The sequence below is a fragment of the Comamonadaceae bacterium OTU4NAUVB1 genome (assembly GCA_024372625.1).
Taxonomy (GTDB): Bacteria; Pseudomonadota; Gammaproteobacteria; order Burkholderiales; family Burkholderiaceae_C; genus Variovorax.
In genome coordinates, this window is the sequence record CP099605.1 from 1,671,890 (window position 1) to 1,690,402 (window position 18,513).

At 62.4% G+C, this 18,513-nt stretch carries 29 protein-coding genes and 1 pseudogene; 15 read left to right on the forward strand and 15 right to left on the reverse strand.

The features are described from left to right. Positions 1-110 precede the first annotated feature (110 nt). Positions 111-857, forward strand: a complete 747-nt coding sequence (locus NF681_11225; protein ID UST52915.1) for a hypothetical protein — start codon at positions 111-113, stop codon at positions 855-857. Between the two features lie 619 nt (positions 858-1,476). Here the strand turns inward: NF681_11225 and NF681_11230 are convergent. From NF681_11230 to NF681_11240, 3 genes are read right to left on the reverse strand one after another with little or no spacing between them, the layout of a single operon-like run. Then, entirely contained in the window at positions 1,477-1,740 is a 264-nt protein-coding gene (locus NF681_11230) for an AlpA family phage regulatory protein (GenBank protein UST52916.1), read from the reverse strand. Further along, positions 1,737-2,504 (reverse strand): hypothetical protein, encoded by a 768-nt coding sequence (locus NF681_11235; GenBank protein UST52917.1) that lies wholly within the window; start codon positions 2,502-2,504, stop codon positions 1,737-1,739. Before NF681_11235 ends, NF681_11230 begins: the two co-directional genes overlap by 4 nt. Before the next feature lies 1 nt (position 2,505). Then, positions 2,506-3,735: a phosphoadenosine phosphosulfate reductase family protein gene (locus NF681_11240; GenBank protein ID UST52918.1), complete on the reverse strand. Its 1,230-nt coding sequence runs from the start codon at positions 3,733-3,735 to the stop codon at positions 2,506-2,508. A gap of 29 nt (positions 3,736-3,764) precedes the next feature. Between NF681_11240 and NF681_11245 the strand changes: the two genes are divergently transcribed. Next, the gene (locus tag NF681_11245) at positions 3,765-4,121 is read left to right on the forward strand and encodes a hypothetical protein (protein ID UST52919.1); all 357 of its coding nucleotides are present in this window, start codon (positions 3,765-3,767) and stop codon (positions 4,119-4,121) included. 71 nt (positions 4,122-4,192) lie between these two features. Here the strand turns inward: NF681_11245 and NF681_11250 are convergent, their stop codons facing one another. From NF681_11250 to NF681_11295, 10 genes are all read right to left on the reverse strand, one after another. Then, entirely contained in the window at positions 4,193-4,366 is a 174-nt protein-coding gene (locus NF681_11250; GenBank protein UST52920.1) for a hypothetical protein, read from the reverse strand. A gap of 23 nt (positions 4,367-4,389) precedes the next feature. Next, on the reverse strand, positions 4,390-6,039 hold the full coding sequence (locus tag NF681_11255) for a YqaJ viral recombinase family protein (protein UST52921.1): 1,650 nt from the start codon (positions 6,037-6,039) through the stop codon (positions 4,390-4,392). Between the two features lie 10 nt (positions 6,040-6,049). Further along, the gene (locus NF681_11260) at positions 6,050-6,949 is read right to left on the reverse strand and encodes a hypothetical protein (GenBank protein UST52922.1); all 900 of its coding nucleotides are present in this window, start codon (positions 6,947-6,949) and stop codon (positions 6,050-6,052) included. Positions 6,950-6,961: 12 nt separating this feature from the next. Further along, positions 6,962-7,138, reverse strand: a complete 177-nt coding sequence (locus NF681_11265; GenBank protein UST52923.1) for a hypothetical protein — start codon at positions 7,136-7,138, stop codon at positions 6,962-6,964. Continuing rightward, complete coding sequence (locus tag NF681_11270; GenBank protein ID UST52924.1) at positions 7,138-7,353, reverse strand: hypothetical protein; 216 nt, start codon at positions 7,351-7,353, stop codon at positions 7,138-7,140. The genes NF681_11265 and NF681_11270 overlap by 1 nt, the downstream gene beginning before the upstream one ends. After that, positions 7,353-7,601 (reverse strand): hypothetical protein, encoded by a 249-nt coding sequence (locus NF681_11275; GenBank protein UST52925.1) that lies wholly within the window; start codon positions 7,599-7,601, stop codon positions 7,353-7,355. The genes NF681_11270 and NF681_11275 overlap by 1 nt, the downstream gene beginning before the upstream one ends. Beyond that, entirely contained in the window at positions 7,598-7,759 is a 162-nt protein-coding gene (locus NF681_11280) for a hypothetical protein (GenBank protein UST52926.1), read from the reverse strand. The genes NF681_11275 and NF681_11280 overlap by 4 nt, the downstream gene beginning before the upstream one ends. After that, complete coding sequence (locus tag NF681_11285) at positions 7,756-7,956, reverse strand: hypothetical protein (GenBank protein UST52927.1); 201 nt, start codon at positions 7,954-7,956, stop codon at positions 7,756-7,758. Before NF681_11285 ends, NF681_11280 begins: the two co-directional genes overlap by 4 nt. A 593-nt stretch (positions 7,957-8,549) precedes the next feature. Further along, positions 8,550-9,329 (reverse strand): hypothetical protein, encoded by a 780-nt coding sequence (locus NF681_11290; GenBank protein UST52928.1) that lies wholly within the window; start codon positions 9,327-9,329, stop codon positions 8,550-8,552. Positions 9,330-9,768: 439 nt separating this feature from the next. Further along, a complete protein-coding gene (locus tag NF681_11295; protein ID UST52929.1) occupies positions 9,769-10,506 on the reverse strand; it encodes a LexA family transcriptional regulator in 738 nt (245 codons plus the stop codon). 78 nt (positions 10,507-10,584) lie between these two features. Between NF681_11295 and NF681_11300 the strand changes: the two genes are divergently transcribed. From NF681_11300 to terL, 13 genes and pseudogenes are all read left to right on the forward strand, one after another. Continuing rightward, positions 10,585-10,848, forward strand: a complete 264-nt coding sequence (locus NF681_11300; GenBank protein ID UST52930.1) for a helix-turn-helix domain-containing protein — start codon at positions 10,585-10,587, stop codon at positions 10,846-10,848. Between the two features lie 242 nt (positions 10,849-11,090). Further along, on the forward strand, positions 11,091-11,297 hold the full coding sequence (locus tag NF681_11305) for a hypothetical protein (protein UST52931.1): 207 nt from the start codon (positions 11,091-11,093) through the stop codon (positions 11,295-11,297). Between the two features lie 25 nt (positions 11,298-11,322). Continuing rightward, complete coding sequence (locus tag NF681_11310) at positions 11,323-11,517, forward strand: hypothetical protein (GenBank protein ID UST52932.1); 195 nt, start codon at positions 11,323-11,325, stop codon at positions 11,515-11,517. A 38-nt stretch (positions 11,518-11,555) separates the two neighbouring features. Beyond that, positions 11,556-11,741 carry a hypothetical protein gene (locus tag NF681_11315; GenBank protein UST52933.1) on the forward strand — a complete coding sequence of 62 codons (186 nt, stop codon included), beginning with the start codon at positions 11,556-11,558 and terminating at the stop codon, positions 11,739-11,741. After that, a complete protein-coding gene (locus tag NF681_11320) occupies positions 11,741-12,613 on the forward strand; it encodes a hypothetical protein (GenBank protein UST52934.1) in 873 nt (290 codons plus the stop codon). The genes NF681_11315 and NF681_11320 overlap by 1 nt, the downstream gene beginning before the upstream one ends. Next, positions 12,588-13,061 carry a hypothetical protein gene (locus NF681_11325; protein UST52935.1) on the forward strand — a complete coding sequence of 158 codons (474 nt, stop codon included), beginning with the start codon at positions 12,588-12,590 and terminating at the stop codon, positions 13,059-13,061. The genes NF681_11320 and NF681_11325 overlap by 26 nt, the downstream gene beginning before the upstream one ends. Continuing rightward, positions 13,058-13,411 carry a hypothetical protein gene (locus NF681_11330; protein ID UST52936.1) on the forward strand — a complete coding sequence of 118 codons (354 nt, stop codon included), beginning with the start codon at positions 13,058-13,060 and terminating at the stop codon, positions 13,409-13,411. Before NF681_11325 ends, NF681_11330 begins: the two co-directional genes overlap by 4 nt. A 157-nt stretch (positions 13,412-13,568) precedes the next feature. Then, a complete protein-coding gene (locus NF681_11335; protein ID UST52937.1) occupies positions 13,569-13,757 on the forward strand; it encodes a hypothetical protein in 189 nt (62 codons plus the stop codon). Beyond that, positions 13,754-14,221 carry a hypothetical protein gene (locus NF681_11340; protein ID UST52938.1) on the forward strand — a complete coding sequence of 156 codons (468 nt, stop codon included), beginning with the start codon at positions 13,754-13,756 and terminating at the stop codon, positions 14,219-14,221. The genes NF681_11335 and NF681_11340 overlap by 4 nt, the downstream gene beginning before the upstream one ends. Positions 14,222-14,271: 50 nt before the next feature. Next, a pseudogene (locus NF681_11345) lies at positions 14,272-14,832 on the forward strand (recombination protein NinG). Then, entirely contained in the window at positions 14,829-15,299 is a 471-nt protein-coding gene (locus NF681_11350; protein ID UST52939.1) for a hypothetical protein, read from the forward strand. The pseudogene NF681_11345 and the gene NF681_11350 overlap by 4 nt, the downstream one beginning before the upstream one ends. Next, the gene (locus NF681_11355) at positions 15,278-15,835 is read left to right on the forward strand and encodes a Hin recombinase (GenBank protein ID UST52940.1); all 558 of its coding nucleotides are present in this window, start codon (positions 15,278-15,280) and stop codon (positions 15,833-15,835) included. The genes NF681_11350 and NF681_11355 overlap by 22 nt, the downstream gene beginning before the upstream one ends. Then, the gene (gene terL / locus NF681_11360; protein ID UST52941.1) at positions 15,828-17,243 is read left to right on the forward strand and encodes a phage terminase large subunit; all 1,416 of its coding nucleotides are present in this window, start codon (positions 15,828-15,830) and stop codon (positions 17,241-17,243) included. The genes NF681_11355 and terL overlap by 8 nt, the downstream gene beginning before the upstream one ends. Here terL and NF681_11365 read toward each other — a convergent pair. Both NF681_11365 and NF681_11370 read right to left on the reverse strand, forming a co-directional pair. Further along, positions 17,236-17,670 carry a hypothetical protein gene (locus tag NF681_11365; protein ID UST52942.1) on the reverse strand — a complete coding sequence of 145 codons (435 nt, stop codon included), beginning with the start codon at positions 17,668-17,670 and terminating at the stop codon, positions 17,236-17,238. The genes terL and NF681_11365 overlap by 8 nt on opposite strands. Positions 17,671-17,863: 193 nt before the next feature. Further along, positions 17,864-18,499, reverse strand: a complete 636-nt coding sequence (locus NF681_11370; protein ID UST52943.1) for a hypothetical protein — start codon at positions 18,497-18,499, stop codon at positions 17,864-17,866. Between the last annotated feature and the right edge of the window lie 14 nt (positions 18,500-18,513).

Here is an 18,513-nt window from a genome sequence, read left to right on the forward strand (position 1 = left end):
GTAGAGCTGCTTGAGGTAGCCGCTGCGTGGTGTCCAGCGTCCAGCGCAACGGCCAGCGTCGATGCACCGTGCCGTCGTGTGCGACGAAGTAGAGCGCGCCGTAGAGCGTCATGCCCGCGCCGATCCATTGCAGCGGCCAGGCGCCCCGCACGCCGAACCGCATCAAGGCGCTCGCCACTCCCGCGAAGACGATCGCGTACAGGTCGCTGGCCTGGGCGACGCATGGGCATCTGGTTTGCCAGCGTTTCTGGGGATGGAACCGTCGCCAGTCCCGGCACCGGTTCGATGCGCGGTCGGCGTGCTGCATCCACCATGGAACATCGCTGATCCCGAACCGGCCTGGGCGTGATGCATGCCGATCCGGTCTGGATCCGCAAGGACGAGGAAGGTCACTCGTGTCGACGAAACGAGCGGAAGAAGAAGCTGCAAACAACGCAGGTGCTGCCATTGCGATCGACATGTCGTCGGCGTTGGCCTGTGTTGCCCCGCCCGCGGCCTCGGTGCTGATTGTCAGCAGTGACGTCGTGGCGGCTTGTTCCCTGGCGGAAAAGCTGCGAAGGCGTCAATGGGCAATGAACGTGATGTGCGCCCACACCGTGCAATCCGCGTTGATGTGGATCGCCGAGGCCAAACTCGACGCCGTCATCATCGATTTCGGCAATGAAGGCATGCGTGGCGAAGCGATCGCCGGCACCATCTTCATTGCCTGTCCGGTCCAGAAGCCGCTCATGATCGCGCTCAGCGTTCAGGCCGCGAGAAAGGGACACATCGGACAGGCCAGAATATTCGACCATGTCATCAAGAAGCCGCCGAAGGTCCGAGGCCTGGCCAAGCTCGTGGCGAACGCCCGGCTTTGATCGCCCGCCATGGCTGCGGGAACAGCAATGGAAACAGGCCTGAACTCATGCGGTCGACCCATGCCTGCGCTTGCCCGTCGATCGCTTCAACGGTGTTTCGGCTCGAATTCGAGAAGTTCAAGGAGTGAAAGTCCGGGGGTTCCAGTGGCCCATGTGGTTTGCTTGGGTGCACCGTCGCTGCGGAGAAAGAAACGCTGTCTGAAGAGGAATCGGGCTCTTCGGTTTTCCCGCTGCGTCGTCATCGCGTGCATGGAATGCGTGCTCTTCTTCGAGGCGATGTCAACGGCGACGTGCGTGCGGTCCGCATGGCGTCGGATGGGCGCAGTCTGGGTCGATGCGGCACTTGTCGCGGTGTATGCGACGCCGATGTGCGTGGTGCGGCAGTGGGTCTCCCCGCTGAATGGCGTTTTGCCGGATGGCAAGACAGCGATCACTAGGCGTTCTGCCTGGGAGTAGCGCACAGCTCAGTCGGAAATGGAAAACGGGACGCGAGGTCCCGTTTTTCATTGACTAACTGGCGGAGCAGGCGTCGGTCACAAGATGGCTGGGAAGCCGCGCCATTGCTGCATTCTGAGGGTGGCTCGTGAACCGGTTGCCCCCAAACCTGCCCCCGTTTTTTTCAGCTGGAAAGTAACCCCTTGGAGGCTTCCATGCGGGCATTTTCCAGCGATTTCACCAGTGCGCGTATCTCTTCATCGGACTTGCCGGCGACGATGGCACGGTTGATTTCGTCCACTTCGGATGCGCGCCAAGCTGAAAGCCGGGCTCCGATGCGGATCGGCCGCGTGAACAGCCCCGACTTGATGCGGTCGTAGAGCGTTGTGGTGCCGAAGCCAGTCATTGACAGCACGGATGGCTTGCGCAATAGGACTGTGGTGCTCATGCCTGCTCTCCTTGGGTGGGCTCTGGCAGGGCATCGACGGCGATATCAAGGGTTTCCTCTGTCAGAACGTCCCAGTCGTTCTCCGTGGTGCCGCTGATCTCAATGACAGCGAGCGGCGTGCAGGTGATCGACCGAAGTTTCCGATACCGCGCCGCGTCTCGTGCGTCCTCTGCCGCTTGGGTCGGAGCTACCTGCGGGGAGGCAAGAGCAGCGAGACATTCGTACAGGCGGCGGCGTGTCGCTCTGCTCTTGTCGGCCTCATCCTTAGGCACGTTGCCGCCGACTTTCAAATCGCGGCGTGCGATTGCGGCTTCGTCGTGCAGGCGCATGATCTCCGTGAATTGCTCGGCTGTCAGCGGGCCGGGGCTCGTCGGCTGTGCTGCCTCCTGCGAGGCGAGAGCGGCACGATAGCCAGCTTTCCAAGCGGCAGTTGCTCGGTCCTCCCAGAACTCGTAGCGAGGCCCGGCGAGCAATTCCCGCACCATTGCGTTGACCATTGCGTCCGTGGGATCAAATGGCGGCAGGGTGGCCGCTTTACTGGCTGCGGGGACGGGGGCACGTTTCTCAACGACCGCGCGCTCCATCTCGGTCAACTGGCCGCGTCCCGAGAAGGTGAACTCGGCGTCGACGCCGGCCACCAAATGGAATGCATCTTTCACGGCATGGCGCATCAGAAAGTCCCATCCGTCCGGCATCGTGCCTGGCACTGGGCCGCCGATCTTGCATTCCCAAATGACTTCAGGTGCAGGTGTGAGGGTGGTCATGTCAGGCTTCCTCGGCAGAGAACAGCAGCGGCTGCACTGCACCGTTCTGATAAACGATCGGCATGACGGCCTCAGCACTTGGCTCGTCACCTTCCCAGCCATCCGGCCACGTGCCGACAGCGATCAGCGCGCGGATGCGTGCTTCCTCCTCGGCGTTGATCAGGCTGATGCGCGGGCGGCGCTGCAGGTCCGCCGTGACGTTGCAGGCCGCCTGGATGCCGAGGATTCGGTTCAGGCCCATCTGCCGCGCTTCGAGCGTGAGCGGGCCCATGCGCTGCGGGTTCTTGGCGATGCCGCCGTCCTTCAGGCGCTCTAGGCCGGCTTTCTTGATTCGGTGCTTCGGCTCGCGCAGCTCGCGCCAAAGCGGCTTGATGCCGGTGAGCGGCTGCAGGTACGCCCAGGCCGGGTTGCGCAGGATCGTCTGCAGCGCGGTGTCTTCGGCGGCGAGCGGGCAGCCCGTGCAGCCGGTGCGCGCGTTGATCTCCTCCGCCTCGTCGCCGCCGTAGGCGTCCGCGATGATGGCCGTGCTCCAGTCGCCGAACTCCTCCTGCGGCGCCCAGTGCTTCAGCCACTCCCAGACATGACACACGCGCCAGTGCAGGAGCGGCGCCAGTGTGGCCAGCCGGCCGCGCAAGCCCTTGGCGTTGGGCAGCACCTGCTGATACCAGCCCTGGCCGCACTCGGCGCCATCCTTGCTGCACGACATCTCGATGCGGCGATCGCGGATAGCGCTCTCGCCTTGGCGCACGCCGGTGATCATCAGGATCTGACCATCGAGCTGCTCAACGCGCTCACGCAGCGCCTGCTCCATCGGATCGATCTTGATCTGGCGTGTGCACCAGCGCAGCGTGTTGTTGTTCGGCGGCGGGACACCGCGGCCCAGGATGTAGACCATGAAGCGCTTGTCCATCGGTGCCGTCACGACCTGGATCTCGATACCGCGCTCGCGCAGCTCGTCCATGATCTGCTCGGCAGCGATCGCTAGCGGCGGCAGTTCCTGGCGGGTGTCGGCATAGAACACCGTCAGCGTCTTCGGGCGCTGGATCTTTCCGGTGTCGATCAGCCACATGATCATGGTCAGCGTGGCGCTGCTGTCTTTGCCGCCCGACCAGGCGATGCCCCAGTGCGGGTGGTCCGGGCCGTAAGCCTGCAGCGACTGGATCGTCATCTCGATGGACTCGGTCATCTGCAAGCGCTGGCCGCCGTCGAAGAATGTGGACTGGTGCTTCATACTGCGACTCCCGAATCAGAGGAGTGCAAATGGATCCGGTGGAACGAGCAAGATGGATGGAGGGATTGATGCCACGTTTTCAGTACATGACAACGGCACAAGACTTCGAGGGCTTTGCGGCTGAGCATGAGGAGCCTGAAATTCGTGCTGCTTTTGAGCAGCGTGCTTTCATGCAGGCTGCTGAGACATCCGCGAGAGCCTGGCTTATTCGTTTTGATCGGCAGGAGGCTGCAGCGGCTGAGTCGCGCGCTCTTGAGGACACGCGCAGAACAATTGCAGCTACGGAGCGCTCTGCGCGTTGGGCTTTGCTGGCGGCTATCGCTTCGGCAGTCAGCGCGTTGGCTGCTGCTGCGACAGTGGCCATTCCGCTGCTGATCAAGAGTTAGCTTCACACTGCGGCTCTCCGATATATCCGCACCTCGTGCGCTGGAGCTCGTGCACATCGAGTTGTCGCGCTTCATGCCAGCTCCTCACCGCAGCCCGCGATCTCTTCGGCCGCCACTTTGCGCACCGACTCGACAGGGATGGCCAGAGCTTGCGCCACAGCCGTGCAGGCGCCGTCGTGATCTGGCGCCAGCTCTCGCGCCCATACCAGGGCGTCGATGATCTTGATCTTGGGGATGACGTTCATGGGGTCTCTGGTGGGATGTCGAGTCAAGCGGCTTGCTGGGCTTCGACGCCCTGCAGGTGCTGCACGAGCGCAGCGCGGATCGCGGGAAATTGGACCTCGTGGTACAGAACAGCAGCGCGATCGCGGCCGGCGGCCGGGAAGCCCAGCGACGCCAGACCTTCGGCGCTGATCTGCAGCGGCGCGATGCGCGCGTTGAGCTGGCCCAGGCGCAGCGTCGGCACGGCGCCGGGGGCTGGCGCAGCAGCGGCGGCGCCTGTAATGGGCGTCGCGCGCAGCGGCATGACAGCGCCGGAGGCTGTAATGGGTGCGGGCGAGGGAGGCGGTGCGGCGGCGGTCTGCAGCGCGGCAGCGGCCAGCGCTTCAGCGTCGCGCTTGCGCTGCTTGGCCGCTGCGTGCTCGGCGATGCGTGACTTCACCAGCCGCTCCAGGTCTTCCGGCAGCTTCTGCACGATCACCTGCTCGTCGGGGAACAGGAAGGCGTGCTCGGCCGCCTGCTCGCCGATCAGCGCCAGGTTGGCCTGGATGCGGTCGGCGATGGCGCTGGCCGCGATCTTGGCCTTGGCCAGCGTGCTGGCGACGGCGTCGCGCATGCTCTGGACGGTGCGCTTGCCCTTGATGGCGCCGGCGAAGTCGCCGAACTGCTCGGGCATGTAGACCTTGCCCAGGCGGGCGTTCAGGCTCTCAACGTGCTTGGCCAGGGCGGCCGTTCCCTCGCGAACGATCTCTAGCCGGAGCTGGTCTTTGCGCGACTTCACCAGTCGGTCGAGTTCGAGGCGGGTGCTGCGCGCCTCGGCGCTGATCTCGTCGATGGCACGGAACAGCGCGTCGATGCTCTCGGTCTGGCTCAGCGCGTGCTGCTTGGCCGCGGCAAGGCGGTCTTCGACGTCGCCGCACCACTTCACCGTCTTCTCTGCATCAGCGAAGTCTTGGTCGGTGGTCAGATCGCGGTTGATGCCGCCGAAGACCGCTAGGGCGTGCTTCTTGAACGCGAGCAGGTTGCTGGCCATCACCGCGCCGGTGACCTCGATGCGCAGGGCCGGCAGGGTCTCCGGCGTGCGTCCGACGGCCTCGACCTTGACTTCGGCGGGCACGTAGGCCGCCACGTCCTTCTCGAGCTGCTCCCAGCCGGCCAGGATCGCGGCGCGCAGCTCGGCGTCCGGCTCGTACCAGGCGTGCATTTCCTCGACCAGCTCCACGCCGGCCCACTTCGAGGCCATGAAGAGGATGCGGGTCGCGCCCGACACCATGCACTGCTGTTCCATCTGCACGCGGTAGGCGAGCGGCAGGGCGTCGGCGCCTGCGTCCGACATCAGCGCGGCGCGCAGCTGGTCGTTCAGCGTCTTGTGCTCGAAGCCGGTGGCCTCGTCGAAGGTCAGCCCGTCGAAGGACGCGGACAGCTTGCCCTTTGCGCCGACGACCGGGTAGAGGTCCTCACCGACGATCTCTTCGGCCACCGGTCGGGCCAGCGCCTCGAAGCGGTGGCCGTCGTCGAAGCGGCGCTGCGTGGCGGCGTCGACCTCCGGCGTCAGGCCGGTGTGCATCTCGTGGATGAGCTGCGTGCGCGTCTTGTAGGGCGAGCAGCCCATCATGGCTGGCGCATCGCTGGCGTTGAAGTGCGTGGCGCGGTGGGCCAGCCAGGCGGCCGAGCCTTGAGCGTGTTCGATGATGTCCATGGCGGTTCCTTCAGGCGTTGAGGTCGGCGAGGCGGGCGTCGTATTCGGTGCCCAGGGCCTTGCGGATGTCGGCGTCGGCCACGGCCTCGATGAGCGCAGCGGCTTCGTTCAGAGCGTCGACGTTCTGGGCTTCGGCGAGGCGGCGCGACACGTCGCCGGCGGTGACAGCCGGCGCGGCGTTCTCGATCGGCGCACGGATGGCGGCCTTCTGCGCATCGGTCAGCGCGTGCTTGGTCTGGGCCTTGGTGATCACGGCATCCGCCGTGGCGCGGCCGGCAGCGATGGCCTTGCGCCACTCGGCGAGGCGTGCTTCCCAGGTATCGGACGGCCAGCCCACGGGCTTCGGATCGCTCACGACCTCGGCCGCACCCATGAAGCGCTCGGCCGGCGTGTCCATCACCTCCTCGGCGATCGGCATGCCGCGCAGCACGTCGGGGAAGACGTCACGCAGGGCGAAGGCACGGGCGCGCATTTGGCGCATCCGCTTCGGGTACTGGGTCCAGGGGCCTTGCTTGCCCGCCAAGCCGGCGGTCTTCGCGTCGTCCATGCTGAAGGTGCGGACCTGCTCGGTCTCACCGCGGCGCTTCACGCGGCACGTGGCGGTGTGGCCGTCGTCGGTCTCGATCACCGACTCGCACACGGTGCTGCCGCGCACCAGGGCGATGACTGCATCACCCCACAGGGACGGGCGGCCATTGATGATCGCGATGTTCTGGATCGCCTGGAGCGGCTTGAGGTTGAGCTCGAACCCCCACTGGATGGCGACGAGGCAGTTGCCCGGCTTGCCCTTGAAGTCTTTGGGCACCAGGTCGCTGTCGGCGAGGTAGTTGCTGAAGGTCAGCGCCTGCTCGAAGGTCTGCGGGCTGAGGTCGAACGCCGGCTGGCGCTGCTGAGTTACGAGGTCGGTCATGGTGGTTGGCGATCAGGAGCGGACGAGGTGGCGGACCAGCCAGGCGAGGCTGGGGATGACGATCAGCAGGCCGACGATGAAGACGACGAGGACCGTGAAGAAGGAGGGGCCGGACTCAGAGGAGGGCGCCGGCGCAGCGCTGGTGCGGTGCTCGACCAGGCTGACGGTGGGCTGGAAGTCGAAATCCATCACAGCCACCCCAGGCAGGCGAAGCCGACGAGAGCGAAGGCTCCGAAGGCGCATCCCCAGCCAACGATCCGGTCAGCGGGGTGCACGCGCTGCTTCGTGGCCATGGGCACGATGCGAGCAGTGCTGGAGCGAACGGCCGGGTTGTTCTGGCCGAGAACTCGGCTGAATCGCTCCGCCGTGCGGGCAAGCTGCGTGGAGACGAGGGCGCGGGCCATCACATGCTCCTCGCTGGCAGCTGCACACCCATTGCCTGGGCGATCTGCGGGCCGCGGGTGATGGCAGCGTCCGCCTTGGCGTCGAGCTGAAAGCCGTCGATGTGGCCTTCGAGTTCGTTGTGGGCGTGCACGACACGCAGCCACTGGGCGCTGGTGAGCGACTGCGAGGGCTCCAGATCCTTGACCATGCGCAGGGCGGCCAGCGCCTTGGTGAGCACCGGAAAGGGCGTGTGCTTGGCGGTGATCACAGCAGCACCCCGAGCGCAGCAGCGACCACCATGCCGATGAACGCGATGACAAGTGCGCCGCATACGTGGTTGTTGCCGGCGATCACGTCCTTCTCTTCCTCGCTGACTTCCTCTTCCGAGATGTCGAGGACGTGGAGAGGGTGGTAGCCGGCGTTCACCAGATACCCCCCAGCTTGAGCCCGCCGATGGCGAAGCAAACGAAGAAGAGGATCACGCCCGCGGCCGTGAGGTAGTGGCTCGTGGGGATTTTTTCTTCCACGCGCTTGCTCGGGTCGATGCGCGGCTGGCGCCTCATGTCGTGCTCGGCCGGCTCGTGCGCTTCGCCCAGGTGGCCTGCCTTCTGTTTGCTCTCCATCGCTTGCTCCTGTTCGCCTGACGGGGTGTCTGGCGTTGGAGCAATTATGCAAACAAGTTTGCTAACAAAGCAAGAAAAAAAGCAAGAAAGTTTGCATGCAGTGGCGTGAGTAGGCGGCTTGAGACTTGCTTGACGTTGAGTGCACCCAACAAAAGGCCCGCGCGCGGCGGGCTCAGTTGAACGATGTGATCGTCTTTTCCTAAGTCATGGCAACAATTCGCCTAGCGGCCGCCATTGCAGTACGGGCCTCGGAAGCCGAAAGCGTTTTTTTGGGTCTGTAGTCTGCAACGACTCGATCACCGTGTAAGCGACGCAATGCAACTGCTCGCTCACGTGACGCGACTTGTTTGTCCTTAGGCAGATCAGCCGATGGATTTCCCAGCATGGCCGCAAACTCTACATGCATCCCCTGCCGTGAAAAGTTCTGAGGAAGTGTCCCTTTGGCCGGAAGTGCGTCATGAAAAGCAACACAATCGTGATAGGCCGCGTAGTAAGCCCGACTGATGGCAGCCCGCACATGCGCTTCGACGCCGCCAGTGTTTTTGGTAAGAGCGGCTGCACATTCTAGAAGATCGTTAGGAGTGACAGCCATCTCAGTTGGCCTCTTCCATTTCATCGGCTCGGGATCCGATGAAGCCGACGGTCAGTGGAACCGAATCCAAGTCCGCTGCAACAAGTCGCTCGATAAACTTGAAGCTCATGTCTGTCGCATCTTCAGGACTCATGTCTACTCGCCAACGCACGCCAGGACAATCCATCTCCTCGTCAAAAGATAGCTGCGGCGCATCGTCTAGCCAGATCAGCTGGCGCTCGCGCATGAGGCTGCCTGCAATGTCTAGGACTGCCGAAAAACGCTCGTCGGGTATATCGTTGCTTTGCGCAAACTGAGCAATTTGACGAATCTCCTCAATCTGTTCCACATACCCAAGGTCTACCTGTCCTAAACGAGCCTGCTCAAGCAATTCGGCAACGAACCCAAAACCACCTGCAGCAGCAACGATTGGCAAACCCATGCCTACATTGTGCACCTCAATCGAGAACGCCTGTCGGCCGTGTATCACAGCTTCAGTAAAGAATCCGAGGTTTTGATAGACCGCGCACCGTAAACGCGCAAGCCACTGCCTCGGTGCCCCTGCAGTCTCGGCGCGCTCAAAGAATCTCACGGCGCGATCGATGTCGCCAGTGATGTGTGACACAACAGCCATCGCAAGGAAGGCTTCGGCCCGTCCAGCCGGCATAGCTTTGGTCAAATCATCAATCCAACCAATGATGCGCGGATCATCTGAAGGAATGTAGTGTCCGATGTGAAAAAGCAATTCTGAAACGGCTTCGGGGATTTCAATCGCGACTTTTTCGGGTGAAGGATTGGTCAATTGATTGCTCTTTTATTCAGCCTCAAGCACTTCAAATTAAGATTTGCCATTGACGCTGTCAACACATTGCCGGTAAGCGGTTGGCTCTTTCGTGAACATTCCGAATGGATCTGGTGCAAGCCTCAACTCGGTCAGTCCATTGTCGAAAACATCAGCGCTCACTGCTAGGTTGACACGGCTCACATATACCTCAATCCTTGTAATGGTGGCAACTCTTGTTTGCTGCACCGAAAAAGCTGTGTTTCCTGAATTCAAGACTTTGAAAGATTCAGTCAAACATTCGATTAGCGCTGGCGCAGATCGGGTTGGGACAACTCCACTTGAAACAAGAGCATAGCGACTTGGATCTTGAGCGCGAGTTGGAGCTGCGCCGCACCCAAGCAAGAAGGCGCCGCAAAGGCCTAAACCTAAACAATAGAGCGTTAACGCTTTCATTAGGTTAAAGATCTTCGCCACGCCACGCTTTCATAACGCGGCCGAAAACCTCGAAATCGCTATCGCGTTTGATGGTCCAGGGCTCGTAGTCTTTATTGACAGAAATGACTCTGATTCCCTCCCCCGGGATGATCTGCAATCGCTTTATAAAACCGTGCCCATCGACACGGAAAAAATAAACCGCGTCGACCTCGCAGGTGGTGATTCCCTTATCCAAGATCAGTGGGTCACCTGGGTTGTACATTGGCTTCATGGAATCGCCGAAGCCCGTGACGATGCAAAGGTTCTGCAGGCCCGTGTGCGCCTTGAGGTTTTTCTGAGCCCATTCTTGAGTCACTGCCATGTGACGAATGATGCCGGGCTGATCCCCTTGCAGGATGAGGTTTTGCCCCATCGCTCCTCCCGCTTCGTACTGTGGGATGTGAACTACTTCACGGTCTTGAGTACTTTCGCTGTATGTCTGTCCAGTAGTTAAGGCTTCGTTCAGGACGATGTGGTCGGAGACTATTCCCTTGTCCGCGACTGAGAACAACCCCTGGTCAAGTACTTCGACCGTTGTGCCCATGGTCCTCGCTAGCGCAGACAGATACTGAGGACGTCGGTCGCCTTTCTCTTCCAGTTGGGTGATCAGCTGCCGACTCACCGTTGTACGGTGGTAGCGCGACACCTCTTTGGCCATCTCGATGTAGTTCCAGCCCTTGGCTAGGCGGAACTCTTTGGCCTGTTCACCGATTGATTTCATAGCAAAAGATTTTGCGCCCCTTGCGTGCAAGCTTGTTTGCATGACACAATGCAAACTACTTTGCACGAGGCGCGATTTATGACTGAGAAGACTGGCATCCAGCGAGCTGTCGAGATGTTCGATAACAGCACCAGCAAGCTAGCCACGGCCGTGGGCTGCGGCGTGCTGCGGCAGCACGTGGAGCACTGGCTCAAGGTAGGCCGCGTCTCGGTCGAACGGTGCGGCGAGGTATCGGCCGCTACGGGCATTCCCTGCGAACAGCTGAACGAAAAGGCGAATTGGAAGCTGCTTCGCGTGCAGCTCACCAAGCCTGCCCGTCGTACTGCCAAGGCGGGGGCTTGAGCCATGCCTGACATCGGCACCGTCATCACCATCGCCTCGCTCGCCGTGAGCGCCCTGGTCCTCCACTTCTTCGAGGGCTGACCCATGGACGAGTCCCCATTCGAGTACGTCCTGAGCTGCCTCTTGCTGCTGCTCGTCCTCTTCGTGCTGTGCCTGTTCGATCCGTTTCGCACGGATGAGAACGACTGACGCCTCCACCCATTTTCCCGCTTTCATCAACTTCCCTTCGATAGGCACTTGCCATGTACGCCAACCGGAAAGACGCACGGACTGTCCGTATCAATCTTTCGATCACCCCCGAAACCGAACGCTTCATCGCGGCCATTGCCGAGCTCAACGGCATGCAGAAGACCGCCTGGGTCCGCGACTACTTCCTCGAGAAGGTGCAGCAGGAGTTCGGTGGGAATTCTGGCTTTTCGCCTCTGGATTTGCGAGCCACGGGTACGTGACTGGCGCGTAACGAAGAACGACGACATGCCCATTCAAGAGCCCCAAGACATCTCCTTCGAGGTCCCTGCCTTCGTGGCCGATCTGCTGAAGAAACAAGCACTCGAGCAGGGGCTCACTTTCGAAGAAGCCTCGGCCGAACTGTTCGCACGAGGCATTCGCAAGGACTTCATCCGCGCGCCGAAGGTGACCGGCGTCGTGCTCCCGTTTCGGCGCCGATGAGCAGCCGAACTTTTGCGTTACGCGCCTGGAAATAAGTCATGAAATCCGTCTTTGATTGGAAGAGCCGGCCACCGACGCACGTGCCGCCCAGCCGCGGCCGGCTGTATCGCATCAAGGGTCTGTTCGACGTCGAGCGCCAGCCCAACGCGATCACGATCATCCCGCGCGCCAGCGCCAACCACAACGCAGATCGGCGCGACGCGCTGAAGCGGGGCGGTATCTGATGGCCGGCGGCATCGACTGGTTTCGCTGGCACCACGGGTCCGTCAACGACCCGAAGTTCAAGCTGGTGGCCAAGCGCTCGAAATCTTCGGTCGCCGAGGTGATCGCTGTCTGGGCGTCCTTGCTCGAAGCAGCCAGCATGGCCGAGAAGCGCGGTGCTGCCGGCGCGATCGACGACGAAGCGATGGACTGCGCCCTGGGCCTGGAAGACGGTCAGTCGGCTCGCATCCTCGATGCCATGCGCGCACGTTCGCTGGTCGACGGCGAGGACTGCCAGGTCACCTCCTGGGAGAAGCGTCAGCCCAAGCGCGAACGCGAGGACGACAGCGCGGCCGAGCGCAAGCGCAACCAGCGCGCACGTGAGTCGCAGAACACCGTTCCTCCTCTGGCGACAGATGGCGTGACCGATGCCGTCACGCCATGTCGCGCCACGTCACGCCAAAAAACGCCTAGAGGAGAGGAGAGGAGAGAAGAGGAGATTCCATCCACTAGCGTGGATGGAGCGCGCACGACGCCCGGCGAGGCATGCAAGGCGATGCGAAGCCAAGGCATGGCCGACACGAATCCATCGAGCCCGACCCTGATCGCGCTCCTCGATGCTGGCATCACCCTCGACGAACTCACCTCCGCCGCCAAAGACGCGGTCGAGAAGAAAAAGCCCTTCGCCTATGCCCTGGCCGCCGCCGAAGGCCGCCGCCGCGATGCCGCCGTAGCGCCGCTGCCCGCCGCCCGAGGTGCGGCCGAGCCGCAGTGGCGGTCCGAGCAGCGCCAGCGCACCCAGCAAGCCGCCCCGGGTGTTGCCGCCTACAAGCCCGCCGATCAATTTTTCCTCGACGTGAAAGCCACCGATGTCACTCCCCGCCGCCTGGGTTGATGCCCTGTTCGACAAGCTCACGCTGACCTACGGCCAAGCCTTCCTGCGCCGCTGGCAGGACGTGGACCTGAACGCCGTGAAGACCGACTGGTCGCACGAGCTGGCCGGGTTCGCGCACCACCCCGAGGCCATCGCCTGGGCGCTGCAGAACCTGCCTACCGATCAGGCGCCGACGGTGCTTCAGTTCCGCGCCATCGCCCGCCGCGCGCCGATGCCGGACGTGCCGCGCATCGAAGTCGCGCCGGCCGATCCCTCGCGCGTCGCCGCCGAACTGCGCAAGCTGGCGCCGATCGCCGGCCGCCCGTACACCGGCCGCGATGGCAAGCAGTGGGCTCGGGACCTCCTGGCGCGCGTGGCGGCCGGCGGTCAGAAGCCCAGCCGCACGGTGCTGAAGATGGCCCAGGACGCGGTGGCCGAGCGGTCGATCTTCCCGGGGGCATCGGCATGACCAACATCGATCGGATCATCCTGCTGCTGGCCGATGGCGTTGCCCGTACGCCGACGCAGATCGCCCAGTCGACCAAGATCAACAAGGCTGGCGTCATCAACGCCCTGTCCGAGATCCGCCTCATCGGCGAGTGCGCAGGGCAGCGCCAAGAGTTTGCCTACGCCATCACGCCGCTGGGCCAGCAGCACGCCGAGCAGCTGCAGGCCGAGGCCGCGGCACTGGCCGAGCAGGCTGAAGACCAGGCAGCCGCTGCACAGGCGAGCGCCAAGGCGAAGGCCGCCGTCCGCGCCGCGCGCACCGGCGCCATCCCCAACAGCGTGTTCGCATGGGGGCAGGGGCATGCCGCATGAAGTGCATCGACTGTGCCAACTGGCAGATGAAGGGTGCCCCGCTGATTGCGCACGGCTACGGCCAGTGCCAGGCCAAATCGGGATCGAACACGACGGCGGAGCACAGCTGCCAGCACCACCAAGCGGCGCCGGCGGCGACGACGGCCGCCCGCGTGAAGTGGTTCGCGAAGCCCGCCAAGGCCACACGTACGACCACGGGGGGCGCCGCGTGATGGCGCTGGACTCGGGCGCCGCGGTGCGGGTGGCCCAGATCGAAGACGGCTGGCTTGGCCGTGCCTACGAGGTGCGCGCTGCTTGGCTCACGCCGTTGCCGATGGCGTACTTCCACGGGCAGGTGCCGCGATGACGCCGACGTTCACTGGAGAGGTCCAGTACCGCTATCACGCCGACAGTCCGAAAGGCGGCCAGCAGATCGTCCTGCAGCTGCCCGGCCGCGACGAACTGGGCTCCTTCATCGGCAAGGAGGGCCGTCGCTTCATGGCCGTCTTCGTCGAGATCGGCGATGACGAGCAGCCCGAAACGGAGATTCCCGTAACGGCAGCACGAACGCGCGAGCGCCATCCCATCGGAGAGAACTGCTACTGGTCCGTCCTGCGCTGCGCCGAGCCGGTGTTCTGGGACTTCCTGAACCAGCGCTTCCCTGGCCAGGAGAAGGTCAAGACCGCGGCCCAGGCCGCTGAGGTCATGAAGTTCGTCTGCGGGGTGGAGTCGCGCAAGGAGTTCGACACCAATCCGGAGGCACGCATCGCCTTCAAGCGCCAGATCCGCGATCCGTGGCATCGGCACTTCCTGGCGGGGAGCGACCGGTGATCGCGCGAGGCACGACGAAGCCCAACCGGTGCAAGCACTGCCGCGAGCGCATGCCCGTCGAGCTGGCGCGCCACGTCCTGCACGAGGACTGCATCGACGCGTGGCTCGCTGCCCAGGCCTTGAAGAAGGAAGCCGCGCGCAAGAAGAAGGCGCTGGCCGCCGCGAAGGTGGAACGGGCGCTCGATCGGCAGCGCAAGCGCGCCCTCGAGACGATTCCGAAGCTCACCAAGAAGGCGCAGGCCGCCTTCAATGCCTTCATCCGCGCGCGTGACGCCGGCCAGCCCTGCATCTGCTGCGGCCAGCCGCTCGGGATGGGCGACATCGGCGGCCGCTACGACGCCGGCCACTACCGCTCCACGGGCAGCGCCTCGCACCTGCGCTTCGACGAGGCGAACTGCCACGCCTAGCGCAAGCAGTGCAACCGGTACGGCGCCGGCCGCGCCGTCGACTACCGCATCGGTCTCATCAAGCGCATCGGCTGGGAGCGGGTGGAAGAGCTCGAAGCCAGCAACAGCCCGCGCAAGTGGACGCGCGAGGAGCTGATCGCGCTCAAGGAAACCTACGTCCTCAAGCTGAAAGAGCTTCAGCGCACCCAAGGAGAAAAGGCATGAACCACCGCCCGCGCCGGACCGGCCGCCCGCATGTGCCCTGGACTGCCTCCCAGCAGCTCCAGCTGTTCCCGCAAGACATCGCCTCTCCGCAGCATAGAGCGCCATGTTCAGAGACGAAAGGAACGATGGGCCGCAAAGCCGTGAACGACCTGGAACCCGTGCAGCGCATCGTGCCCGCGCGCGGCGCAGGCTTGCCCAGCGTCCTGGGCCTGCGTTCGGTCTTCGAGATGGGCGCATCGATCCAACGACGGGGCCCGGCCCCGGGGGGCGGGGGCTCCCTACCGGCCCGCACCAGCGTCATCGTCAGGGACGGCAGCGTCACCCGCCACATCTCCGTGCGTGAGCAGGACACGGACGAATGGGCTGAGAAGGAGCGCCAGCGCCGCGCCCGCCAGAAGCCGCCGCGGCCGCCTAAGCAGAAGTTCAAGGTGAAAGGGAGCCGCACATGGGCCGAAAGTCCAAGCTGACCGAAGCCCAGTGGGCGGACGTCGAGCGCCGGATGCTCGAAGGTGAGCCGACCCGGGCGCTCGCCAGGGAGTTCGGCGTCTCAGAAGCTGCGATTCGTGCGCGCAAATCTGCGCAGGTCGAAGAGATAAAAAGCGTTGCAAATCAAATGGTTGCGACCGAGCGCGCGGTGATGGCATTGCCGATTTCTGCGCGCATAACTGCGCAAAACCTCGCAGCCAAACTGCGCTCGATCTCGGACGACCTTGCCAGCGCGGCCCAGTACGGCGCCAAGACCGCTCACCGCCTGAATGCGCTTGCGAACTCCGAGGTCGGCAAGATCGATGACGCCAGCCCGCTCGCTTCGGCCGAGAGCCTCAAGGGCGTCATGGTGCTTACGCGCCTGGCCAACGACTCGGCCAACATCGCCTTGAACCTGATGGCCGCGAACAAGGACACGGTCAAGAAGCTGAACGAGGATCCGCCGCCAGAATCGACGCTCGACCCATCGAGGCTTTCCGACGCCACGCTGCAAGAGCTGCTCAACGCCCGTGGTTAACTTCAGCGACGTCGAGTGGGATGCGATCGAGCGCGAGGCCTGCAAACGCAGCCTGGTCACGTTCATACGGCGCGCGTGGCATGTCCTCGAGCCCGGCCAGCCGTACCTGCATGGCTGGCACATGGATGCGATGGCGGAGCACCTGGAGGCCGTCACGGCGGGCGACATCAACCGCCTGCTGATCAACGTGCCGCCGGGCACCATGAAGTCGATGTGCGTCTCGGTGTTTTGGCCGGCCTGGGAATGGGGCCCGCGCGGCCTGTCGCATCTGCGATTCATCGGCGCCAGCCACGAGGAGAGCCTTGCTACGCGCGACAGCATGAAGATGCGCCACCTGGTGCAGTCGGAGTGGTACCAGCGCCTGTGGCCCACGCCCTTCATGGGCGACCAGAACCAGAAGACCTACTTCCAGAACGCGAACACGGGTTGGCGGCAGTCCTGTCCGGTGGGATCAATGACCGGCAAGCGTGGCGATCGCGTCGTCTGGGACGACCCCCACAGCGTCGAGGACGCGCACTCGGTCGCGCAGCTGGAGACGGCGAACCGGATCTTCCGCGAGACGCTGCCGACCCGCCTGAACAACCCGGACAAATCGGCCATCATCATCGTGATGCAGCGCCTGAACCAGAAGGACATCTCGGGCGAGATCACGAGCAGCGGCCTGGGCTACGACCACCTGTGCCTGCCGATGGAGTTTGAGGCGCCGCGGCCGCCGACCAGTCTGGGCTTCGTGGATCCGCGCACCGAGCCCGGCGAGCTGCTCTTTCCCGAGCGCTTCCCGCGCCACGTGGTCGACCGCGACAAGAAGGTGATGGGCGACTACGCCGTCGCCGGCCAGTTTCAGCAGCGGCCCGCGCCGGCTGCCGGCGGCGTCATCAAGCCCGACATGATGTCGATCGTCGATGCGATCCCGGCCAACGTCGTCGAGTGGTGCCGCGGCTGGGACCTCGGCGCCTCACTGAAGGGCGACTACACGGCAGGGCCGAAGATGGGCCGGCTGGCTGACGGCCGCTACATCATTGCCGACGTGGTGCGCGACCGCCTTGAGTCGCACCAGCGCGATGCGCTCCTGAAGAACACGGCCGACCGCGACGGGCGAGGGCGAGTGAAGCAAAGCATTCCCCAAGACCCGGGCCAGGCCGGCAAGAGCCAGGTTCAGTCGTTCGCGCTAATGCTGGCTGGACACAACTTGCACTTCAGCCCGGAAACCGGAGACAAGGTGACCCGAGCGACGCCGATGGCCAGCCAGATCAACGTGGGCAACGTCATGCTGCTGCGTGGGGCATGGAACAAGGAATTCGTCGACGAATGCCGCTTGTTTCCGAACGGCACCTATGACGACCAGATTGACGGCGCGGCGCGAGCGTTCAACGGGTTGATGCACCCGCAGGCAGGAATTTTTATGTGATTTGGCGCAAATTTTTAATTGCCAGGGTCGATCCTTTGATAGTTATTCTTCTCTGGTTGCTATCAACATATTGAAGACATTCAAACTCAATCATTTCGCCTTCGTCAAAAGTTTGTAGTTCGTGTGTGCCATAGTTAAAATCTTTTCGGGCGCTTTCTTTGATTTCCAGCCCGCCATTTTCGCTGCTGAAAGACTGGCCACGAAAACCAAATTTTTTATTTCTGCCGCCAATCGCCAAAATATAAGCAGGTCTTCTTCCAGTATTTATAAATTTTATCTGTATATAAGGTTCATAACTGCCTCCTGATATCAAATCGGCAGAAACCTTCAAATTTGCGGAGTCGCGCCGATAATTCCAGAAAGACACAAAGAAGCTTGCACAGGAGATGAAAAAAGCGCCTAGAGCAATCCAATCAGATTTTTGCATGGTATTAATTAAGTACGCCGCAGCGCGGAGTGTCTTGCAGCAATGGCCCGCCACAGGCTGCTCAAAGACAAATACCGGCTATTCTTAAATAAAAACAGGAGGTCCGGGAGAAGGGAAAGTGGAGCCATTTAACGCGCTGTTGTATTTTTTGACGGAGGCGGTTAACGTGAAGTTGCTTGACCTAGCCTACGAGTTAGGACGGTTCCCGTTGAATTTTGGCTTTGGCGGCAATGCAATATTCGTAGTATGAACTCGTATGGGTCCATTTCATTGCTTGCACCGGACCATTGGAATGCATAGACGCTCCAGTACTCATCATAAAAAAATTCCTGCCAATGAGTTCTACTGCTTCATTGTACAAATCATGGAAGTGACCCTCTCCGTCTATCCAGGTGCTCAGTTCGAGATGAGTCATGTCCCCCCGAATTGATTCATAAAGTGTCAAGAAGGCGTTTAGGGTCTTGTCGCTCACTTGCGAGAAAGCGCGTGTTGCGGCAAGAAGATAGTCATTATCTTTCCAGTGGTCCTTATAAATAAGAGCGATCGCGGCAACACCAATTTTTGAATGTGTCTGCCGAATTGCTTCCAATGCCGCGTACAAGTGATTTGAATAGTTTTCGTCTGCGACTATCTTATTGATCATATCTTGATCAATCTCGGCGTCAGAGAGAAAAGTATGGAATTTCTTTTGGAGATGGCGATCGTAATAAGTCCTGGCTACTCTTGCTACAAGTCCAATCCCGGGAATGCCAGCTTCGCCGGCTGCCTGTAGAACTTCGCTGACTCCCTCAGTGATCTCTCTGCCAATCTCGATCTTTTTGCTACTCAATTTCTGCCTCCAGC

Excerpts from the sequence above, each read along its gene's own strand:
- NF681_11225 (UST52915.1), top strand. The coding sequence starts at position 111 with ATGCCCGCGCCGATCCATTGCAGCGGCCAGGCGCCCCGCACGCCGAAC.
- NF681_11230 (UST52916.1), bottom strand. The coding sequence starts at position 1,740 with ATGAGCACCACAGTCCTATTGCGCAAGCCATCCGTGCTGTCAATGACT.
- NF681_11235 (UST52917.1), bottom strand. The coding sequence starts at position 2,504 with ATGACCACCCTCACACCTGCACCTGAAGTCATTTGGGAATGCAAGATC.
- NF681_11240 (UST52918.1), bottom strand. The coding sequence starts at position 3,735 with ATGAAGCACCAGTCCACATTCTTCGACGGCGGCCAGCGCTTGCAGATG.
- NF681_11245 (UST52919.1), top strand. The coding sequence starts at position 3,765 with ATGGATCCGGTGGAACGAGCAAGATGGATGGAGGGATTGATGCCACGT.
- NF681_11250 (UST52920.1), bottom strand. The coding sequence starts at position 4,366 with ATGAACGTCATCCCCAAGATCAAGATCATCGACGCCCTGGTATGGGCG.
- NF681_11255 (UST52921.1), bottom strand. The coding sequence starts at position 6,039 with ATGGACATCATCGAACACGCTCAAGGCTCGGCCGCCTGGCTGGCCCAC.
- NF681_11260 (UST52922.1), bottom strand. The coding sequence starts at position 6,949 with ATGACCGACCTCGTAACTCAGCAGCGCCAGCCGGCGTTCGACCTCAGC.
- NF681_11265 (UST52923.1), bottom strand. The coding sequence starts at position 7,138 with ATGGATTTCGACTTCCAGCCCACCGTCAGCCTGGTCGAGCACCGCACC.
- NF681_11270 (UST52924.1), bottom strand. The coding sequence starts at position 7,353 with ATGGCCCGCGCCCTCGTCTCCACGCAGCTTGCCCGCACGGCGGAGCGA.
- NF681_11285 (UST52927.1), bottom strand. The coding sequence starts at position 7,956 with ATGGAGAGCAAACAGAAGGCAGGCCACCTGGGCGAAGCGCACGAGCCG.
- NF681_11295 (UST52929.1), bottom strand. The coding sequence starts at position 10,506 with ATGAAATCAATCGGTGAACAGGCCAAAGAGTTCCGCCTAGCCAAGGGC.
- NF681_11300 (UST52930.1), top strand. The coding sequence starts at position 10,585 with ATGACTGAGAAGACTGGCATCCAGCGAGCTGTCGAGATGTTCGATAAC.
- NF681_11305 (UST52931.1), top strand. The coding sequence starts at position 11,091 with ATGTACGCCAACCGGAAAGACGCACGGACTGTCCGTATCAATCTTTCG.
- NF681_11310 (UST52932.1), top strand. The coding sequence starts at position 11,323 with ATGCCCATTCAAGAGCCCCAAGACATCTCCTTCGAGGTCCCTGCCTTC.
- NF681_11315 (UST52933.1), top strand. The coding sequence starts at position 11,556 with ATGAAATCCGTCTTTGATTGGAAGAGCCGGCCACCGACGCACGTGCCG.
- NF681_11320 (UST52934.1), top strand. The coding sequence starts at position 11,741 with ATGGCCGGCGGCATCGACTGGTTTCGCTGGCACCACGGGTCCGTCAAC.
- NF681_11325 (UST52935.1), top strand. The coding sequence starts at position 12,588 with ATGTCACTCCCCGCCGCCTGGGTTGATGCCCTGTTCGACAAGCTCACG.
- NF681_11330 (UST52936.1), top strand. The coding sequence starts at position 13,058 with ATGACCAACATCGATCGGATCATCCTGCTGCTGGCCGATGGCGTTGCC.
- NF681_11340 (UST52938.1), top strand. The coding sequence starts at position 13,754 with ATGACGCCGACGTTCACTGGAGAGGTCCAGTACCGCTATCACGCCGAC.
- NF681_11350 (UST52939.1), top strand. The coding sequence starts at position 14,829 with ATGAACCACCGCCCGCGCCGGACCGGCCGCCCGCATGTGCCCTGGACT.
- NF681_11355 (UST52940.1), top strand. The coding sequence starts at position 15,278 with ATGGGCCGAAAGTCCAAGCTGACCGAAGCCCAGTGGGCGGACGTCGAG.
- NF681_11365 (UST52942.1), bottom strand. The coding sequence starts at position 17,670 with ATGCAAAAATCTGATTGGATTGCTCTAGGCGCTTTTTTCATCTCCTGT.